Here is a 7,031-nt window from a genome sequence, read left to right on the forward strand (position 1 = left end):
GGCCCCGTCCCCGGGCAGCACGTACGCGGGTGCTCCTTCAGCGGCCGCCGGACACCGGCTCCCGCGCCGCACCGGTCAACTCCGCCATGTCGACGATCCGGTCGGCCGCCTCCGCCACCACCGGATCGTGGGTCGCGACGACGGTGACGCACCGGTCCCGGCGGGTGCGGTCGACCAGGAGAGCGGCCAGTTCGCCCGCCTGTGAGCGGTCGACGGCCGCGGTCGGTTCGTCGACCAGCAGCAGCTTCGGCGCGAGGAACAGTGCGCGGGCCAGGGCGACGCGCTGGCGTTCGCCGCCGGAGAGCTCTTCCGGGCGGTGGCGCAGGCGGTGGCCGAGGCCGACCTCGGTCAGCGCTTCCTCGGCGCGGGCACGGTACGCGCGAGGGCGTCTGCCGCTGATGTACACGGCGGCCAGGAGCTGTTCGACAGCGGGCAGCCCGGAGAGCAGATTGCCGCTCTGGAACATGTAGCCGATCCGTTCGCGGCGGATCGCCGCACGCTGTGCGTCGGTGCGGGTCGCCAGGTCCTCGCCGTCCAGCAGGACCTGGCCGGCGGTGGGCCGCAGCAGGGCGCCCGCGGCGGCGAGCAGGGTGGACTTGCCTGATCCGGACGGGCCGACGAGCGCGGTCGTGCAGCCCGGCTCGAAGGTGACGTCGAGGCCGTCGAGGACGGTGGTCCGGGCGTCGGCGCGACCGAATTCGACGGTGACGCCGGTCAGTTCGAGGCTCATCGGTTGGCTCCCAGCATGGTCAGCGGGTCGGCGGTGGTGACCCGGCGCAGGGTCAGGGCGGTGCCCGCGAGGCCGACGGCGGCGACGGTGCACATGGTGACGGCGAGCGTGGCGGCGGGAAGACTGAACGGCACCTGCTCACCGACCAGCAGCCCGACAGCTGCGGCGAGGACGGCGCCCGCCGCGGTGCCGAGACCGACGACCAGCGCGGCCTGGAGCACGGTGTGGGCGAGCAGCCGCCTGCGGGAGGCGCCGAGGGCGCGGAGCAGGGCCAGTTCGGGCCGGCGCTGCACGGTCCACACCGCGAAGAACGCGCCGACGACGAGCGGGGCGATCAGGTAGAGGAAAACCTGGATCGAGTTCATCGTGACGCGCTCACCGGTGTAGCCGGGGGCCGCCTCGTACGCCCTCTCCTTGGTGAGCGTCGTGGTGGACAGCCGCTGGTCCAGGGCGGCGAACGAGCCGCCGCCGGAGTCGCGTACGGCCAGGGCGCTGAACTGGTCGGGGATCGTGGCGGTGGCGGAGGCCGGGGCGCCCGGGGTGCTGAAGCGGATGCGCTGCCAGGTGGTCAACGGGACGTAGGCGGCGGGAACATGCCCGTAAGCGGAACGGTCGGTGAGGCCGGTGACGTGCAGCCGGATGCCGAGCCGGTCGACGACGAGGGTGTCCCCGACCCGTACCCCCTCGTCGGCAAGCTTGGCGGAGATCACGATGCTGTCGTCGGCGGTGCGGTCGAGGCCCCGGCCCGCGGTGACGGACGGGGCGAGGAAGGAGCCGGGTTCGACGCCGAAGGCGGCGAGGTCGACCTCGGCGCCGCGGTCCGTCGTGCCGCGGGTGATGGAGACGCCCAGGGGGGTCGCGTCGGCGTCGGCTTCCCGGCGCCAGGCGGCCGCCGCCCGGTCGTCGAGGAGGCTACGGGCGAACTGGTCGGACCGGGCGTCGGAGGAGAACACCAGGTGCGAGGCCGGGAGGCGGCGCAGGGCCGAAACGGTGTCGTCGCCGAGGCCGGTGGTGAAGCCGGAGACGATGCCGACGAGTGCGGCGACGAGCACCACGACGGACCCCATGAGCAGAAAGCGGCCACGGGCTGCGCGCAGCTCCAGCAGTGCGAGGAACACGGCGGTTCCCTTCGAGGATCGATGTTAGGGACGGTGCGTCGCCAAGATAGATGATGGCGACACACCGTCGCCAAGTGGGTCCCCCGACGGCTTCGTTCGAGCAGGCGGGACCCCGCCCGAGGACGTTCGGCCGCCTTGCGATCGCACGCAACGGACGGCACTCCCCACGGGGCGGACGTTGCCGGTCACGGCACTAAACTGGGCCGGTGCCCAAGATCAGCGCCGCCACGGTCGCCGAGCACCACGCCCAGCAGCGGCTGGCCCTGGTGCGGGCGGCACGCGCACTGCTGGAGGGCGGCGACGCGGAAGCGGTGACCTTCACGGCGGTCGCCAAGGCCACGGGCCTGGCCCGCAACAGCGTCTACAAGTACTTCCCCGGCCGCCCCGAACTGCTCGCCGCGGTCGTCGAGGACGCGATGCCGCGCTGGACGTCCGCCATCAGGGCGGGCATGTCGGCGGCCGCCACACCGGAGCAGAAGATCGCCGCGTATGTGACGTCGCAACTGGAGCTGGTACGCAGCGGCGAGCACCGGATCGCCCAGGCGCTGGCCGGGGTCCGGGACGCGGCAGTGGTCAGGGAGAGCGCGGCGCAGGCACACCGGGAGCTGCTCACTCCGCTGACGGATGCGCTGGCGGAGCTGGGGGATGACGATCCGCGGCGTACGGCGATACTGCTCCAGGGGATCGTCAATGCCGCCACCACGGCGATCGAGTCGGGGGACGACGCGATGACGGTGACGGGGCGGGCCGCGCGGATGGCGGTTGCGGCCGTGATGGGGAGCACCGCCTCGGCGTGAGGTGTGTCCGATGACGGGGTTGCGCGGCCTTCGGCCCGGCTCCGCCTCACATCGCCCGACGGGCCGCCCGATTGCACCCTGCCGGGCGCGATGTGCCCGGCGGCGCGACTCCGGTCAGCGTTCGAGGCGCGTGCGGATGCCGTCGAAATGTGTGCGCATCGCTCGCACCGCTCGTTCCCCGTCGGCCGCCGCGACAGCCGCGACGATCTCGCGGTGCTGGGCGCAGGTGACCCCGGGATCCTGATGGCCGTCGTCGAGATCCTCGCGCACCCGGTCCATGGCCGCCCAGAACGCGTCCAGCACCTCGCTCAGCAGGTGGTTGTCGAGCGAGGAGTACAGCGCGAGGTGGAACGCACGGTCGGTGGAGCGCGCGACACGTCCGGTGCGCGCCTCGGCCTCCATCTTCGCCACGAGCCCGTGCAGCACGGCCAGATCCTCTTCCGGCACACCGGCCGTGACGGCTCCGACCAGCCCCGCCTCCAGCGCCTCCCGCACCTTCATCAGCTCGGCGAGCCCGGGCTCCCCCCGGCGGTGCCGCACGGCCGCGCGGAAGGCGAGCGCCTCGACGAACGGAGAGAGGGAGAGCGAGCCGACGAACATGCCGTAGCCGCGGCGGATCTCCACGACCTTGACGGCCTGGAGCGCCTTCAGGGCCTCGCGCACGGAGACACGTCCGACCCCGAACATCTCCATCAGCTCGGCCTCGGTGGGCAGCGCGTCGCCGGGGCCGAGTCTGCGTTCCAGGATCAGCTCCTTGACCTGGCGTTCTATGTCCTGAGCCATGGTGGGCCGCGCCACAACGTCCTCCTGAGGTGCTGTTGCCCCTTGACCGGTCGCAGGAGCATCTGTTTAAGGTGAGGTCAGACATAGGACATCTTACGTCTCATGTCTCGATCTGCGCAGCCACCACGGGCCGCGATCGGTGTACCGACAAGCTGGAGCCTTCACCCATGTCTCTGACCGCACCGCTGCACGGCGTCGTCCCGCCGGTCTGCACCCCGCTCGACTCCCACGGGGAGGTCGACACCGCCTCTCTGGCCGAGCTGGTCGAGCACCTCATCGGCGGGGGCGTGCACGGACTCTTCGCGCTCGGTTCCACCAGTGAGGTCGCCTACCTCACCGACGAGCAGCGCGCCACGACGCTGGAGACCGTCGTCCGTGTGACCGACGGCCGCGTCCCGGTACTGGCGGGTGTCATCGACACCACCACCGCACGCGTCGCCGAACACGCCAGGACCGCCGCCGGCCTCGGCGCGGACGCACTGGTCGCGACTGCGCCGTTCTACACCCGCACCCACGGCAAGGAGATCGCCCAGCACTTCCGCCGGCTGCGGGCGGCCGTCGATCTGCCGCTGTTCGCCTACGACATCCCGGTCGCCGTCCACAGCAAGCTTTCCTCCGCGCTGGTGCGCGAACTCGCCGAGGACGGCACGCTGGCCGGCCTCAAGGACAGCAGCGGCGACGAGGGCGGGCTGCGCCGGCTGATCGTGGAGCTCGGCGGGCGCGAGGGCCGCAGGGAGGGACCGGCTCCGGAGTTCAGCATCCTCACCGGTTCCGAACTCACCGTGGACGCGGCACTGCTGGCCGGCGCCGACGGTGTCGTGCCGGGCATCGGCAATGTCGACCCGGCCGGGTACGTCCGGCTGTACGAGGCCGCGCGGGCCGGCGACTGGGCGCTCGCCGCGAGGGAGCAGGAGCGGCTCGTCGCGCTGTTCGCCATGGTCGATGTCGGCCCGGAGGCGGACATGGGCCGCAGCTCGTCGGCGCTCGGGTCGTTCAAGGCCGCGCTGCACCTGCTGGGGATCATCACGTGCGGCGACACCGCGTTCCCGCAGATCCAGCTGAGCGACGAGTCGGTCGCCCTGGTGGCGCAGCGGCTGCGCGCCGCAGGCCTGCCCACGGTCCGATGAGCCAGAGCTCGCCGTCCTCGGCCACCGGTGCCCCGGTGATCGGACTCGACCTCGGTGGTACGAAGATCGCCGCCGCGCTCTTCGGCGCGGACGGCACCGTCCTGGCGCGGCACACCCGGCCCACCCCGGCCCGGGACGGCGCCACGGCCGTGCTCGACGCGCTCGCGACGGCGGCCGCCGAGGTCGACCCGGCGCGGCTCGCCACCACGCTCGGCATCGCCGCCGCCGGAGTCGTCGATCCCCGCACCGGCAGAGTCACCAGCGCCACCGACTCGCTCCGCGGCTGGGCGGGCACCGCGCTCGGTGCCGGGCTCGCGGACCGTACCGGACTACCGGTGGCCTGCGACAACGACGTGCGCGCCACGGCCGGGCCGGAGCTCGCCGCGCTGGTCGCGGAGGTTTCGGCCCATGCGTCACTGCTGTTCGCGGCCATCGGTACCGGTGTGGGCGGCGCGGTCGCCGTCGACGGGCGGATGCTGCACGGCGCCTCGGGCATCGCCGGACATCTCGGCCATCTGCCGAGCCCCCAGGCGGCGGGGCTGCCCTGCACCTGCGGTGCCACCGGTCACCTCGAGGTCATCGCCTCGGGCCCCGGCATCACCGCCCACTACGAACGGCTCACCGGCACCTCGGTGGACCGGCTCGAAACCGTTGCCGAGCGGGCCGGGCGGGGCGACGCGGACGCCGTCCACGCCATCACCACCGGCGCGGCGGCCACCGGCCAGGTGCTCGGCGGGCTCGCCAATGCCCTCGGCCCCGACCGGGTCGTCATCGGCGGCGGGGTCCCCCGGATCGGCCCGCTGTACGGCGATGCGCTCGCCGCGGCGTTCGCCGCCGAGCTGATGCCGCCGATGCGGGGACTCGCACCCGTCGCGCCGCTGTTCGGCCACGACGCCGCGGTGCTCGGAGCCGCCGCCCTGACCACCACCCTCCCCCTCCACCACCCAGGAGTTCTCCGATGACCGCGCAGGAACTGGCCGCCTCCCTCCAGGGCAGACTGATCGTGTCCTGTCAAGCACCTCCCGGTGACCCGATGCGGGAGACCGGCGCCCTCGTCCGGCTCGCGCAGTCCGCCGCCGCCGGTGGCGCCGCCGCGATCCGGGCCAATGAGCCGGAGGTCGTCGCCGCGATCGCCGCGGCCGTCGACCTGCCGGTCATCGGGCTCTGGAAGGACGGCGACATCGGCGTCTACATCACCCCGACCGTCCGGCACGCCCTGGCGATCGCCGCGGCGGGCGCCGCCGTCGTCGCCGCCGACGCCACCGACCGGCCGCGCCCCGACGGGTCGACCTTCGCCGAGCTGGTCACCGCGGTCCACGAGGCCGGTGCGCTGGTCATGGCCGATGTGTCGACGCTCGCCGAGGGCCTCGCCGCGGCCGCCCAGGGCGCGGACTTCGTCTCGACGACGCTGTCGGGCTATGTGCCCGGGACGCCCAAGCAGACCGGACCCGATCTCGACCTGGTGGCGGCGCTGTCCGCCGCGATCGACGTCCCGGTGGTCGCCGAAGGCCGTATCAACACCCCCGAAGACGCCGCCGAGGCCCTGGACCGCGGTGCCCACAGCATCGTCGTCGGCACCGCCATCACCGCTCCCACCGCCCTCACCACGCGCTTCGTGGCGGGCATAGCCCGGCCCTGAACCAGCCCCCACCACGCGGCCGGTCGCTCGATGGCGAGCGCCGTGCCGCATCCTGGAGACACCGTGCAGACCACCACACCCCCCGCGCTCCCCTGGTACCGCGAGGTGAGCCCCACCCAGTGGAAGTCGTTCTTCGCCGCCTGGATCGGTTACGTCCTCGACGGCTTCGACTTCGTGCTGATCACTCTCGTCCTCACCGAGATCAGTGACGACTTCGGTCTGAGCACGGTGCAGGCGGCCAGTCTGATCTCCGGTGCGTTCATCACCCGCTGGCTGGGCGGTGCTGTGCTCGGCGCCGTCGGAGACCGGTTCGGGCGCAAGCTCTCCATGATCCTGTCGATCCTGCTGTACTCGCTCGGCACCTTCGCCTGCGGGTTCGCCTGGAACTATCACAGCCTGTTCGCCGCCCGGCTCGCCATCGGCATGGGCATGGCCGGTGAGTACAGCGCCAGTTCCACGTACGTCATGGAGAGCTGGCCGGCGAAGCTGCGCAGCCGGGCCAGCGGCTTCCTGATCTCCGGCTTCTCGGTCGGCTCGGTGCTCGCCGCACAGGTCTACAACTGGGTCGTGCCGTCGCTCGGCTGGCGCTGGATGTTCTACCTGGGCCTGATCCCGATCGCGATCGCGCTGTGGATGCGCCGGGCGCTCCCGGAGGCCGAGGAGTGGACGGAGTCCGTCGCGGACAAGGGCGCCAAACCCAATCCCTTCCGGCCGCTGTTCGTCACCCGCGCCCGGGCCACCGTCAACACGATGCTCGCCGTCCTCGCCACCGTCTCTCTCTTCATGATCTTCACCCCGGCCGGTACGGGGATGGTGCCGGTGCTGTCGGTGGTCGCC

The 7,031-nt window shown here is 72.7% G+C and carries 8 protein-coding genes; 5 read left to right on the plus strand and 3 right to left on the minus strand.

The window, feature by feature from the left end:
• Positions 1-37: 37 nt before the first annotated feature.
• Both ACFU6I_RS23990 and ACFU6I_RS23995 read right to left on the minus strand, forming a co-directional pair.
• Positions 38-730: an ABC transporter ATP-binding protein gene (locus ACFU6I_RS23990; protein ID WP_384370290.1), complete on the minus strand. Its 693-nt coding sequence runs from the start codon at positions 728-730 to the stop codon at positions 38-40.
• Complete coding sequence (locus tag ACFU6I_RS23995) at positions 727-1,848, minus strand: ABC transporter permease (protein WP_384370293.1); 1,122 nt, start codon at positions 1,846-1,848, stop codon at positions 727-729. The genes ACFU6I_RS23990 and ACFU6I_RS23995 overlap by 4 nt, the downstream gene beginning before the upstream one ends.
• 206 nt (positions 1,849-2,054) lie before the next feature.
• Between ACFU6I_RS23995 and ACFU6I_RS24000 the strand changes: the two genes are divergently transcribed.
• Positions 2,055-2,645 (plus strand): TetR/AcrR family transcriptional regulator, encoded by a 591-nt coding sequence (locus ACFU6I_RS24000; protein WP_384370296.1) that lies wholly within the window; start codon positions 2,055-2,057, stop codon positions 2,643-2,645.
• A gap of 114 nt (positions 2,646-2,759) precedes the next feature.
• Here the strand turns inward: ACFU6I_RS24000 and ACFU6I_RS24005 are convergent, their stop codons facing one another.
• Positions 2,760-3,443: a FadR/GntR family transcriptional regulator gene (locus ACFU6I_RS24005; RefSeq protein ID WP_384370299.1), complete on the minus strand. Its 684-nt coding sequence runs from the start codon at positions 3,441-3,443 to the stop codon at positions 2,760-2,762.
• A gap of 152 nt (positions 3,444-3,595) precedes the next feature.
• On the opposite strand from ACFU6I_RS24005, the gene ACFU6I_RS24010 reads away from it, so the two are divergent.
• The 4 genes from ACFU6I_RS24010 to ACFU6I_RS24025 form a co-directional block, all read left to right on the plus strand.
• Entirely contained in the window at positions 3,596-4,555 is a 960-nt protein-coding gene (locus ACFU6I_RS24010) for a dihydrodipicolinate synthase family protein (RefSeq protein ID WP_384370302.1), read from the plus strand.
• A complete protein-coding gene (locus ACFU6I_RS24015) occupies positions 4,552-5,517 on the plus strand; it encodes an ROK family protein (protein WP_384370305.1) in 966 nt (321 codons plus the stop codon). The genes ACFU6I_RS24010 and ACFU6I_RS24015 overlap by 4 nt, the downstream gene beginning before the upstream one ends.
• The gene (locus ACFU6I_RS24020) at positions 5,514-6,194 is read left to right on the plus strand and encodes an N-acetylmannosamine-6-phosphate 2-epimerase (RefSeq protein WP_384370308.1); all 681 of its coding nucleotides are present in this window, start codon (positions 5,514-5,516) and stop codon (positions 6,192-6,194) included. Before ACFU6I_RS24015 ends, ACFU6I_RS24020 begins: the two co-directional genes overlap by 4 nt.
• Positions 6,195-6,224: 30 nt before the next feature.
• Positions 6,225-7,031 (plus strand): MFS transporter (locus ACFU6I_RS24025; protein WP_384370310.1); only part of this gene is annotated, 807 nt, incomplete at its 3' end.

The sequence above is a fragment of the Streptomyces sp. NPDC057486 genome (assembly GCF_042802415.1).
Classification (GTDB): Bacteria; Actinomycetota; Actinomycetes; order Streptomycetales; family Streptomycetaceae; genus Streptomyces; species Streptomyces yanii.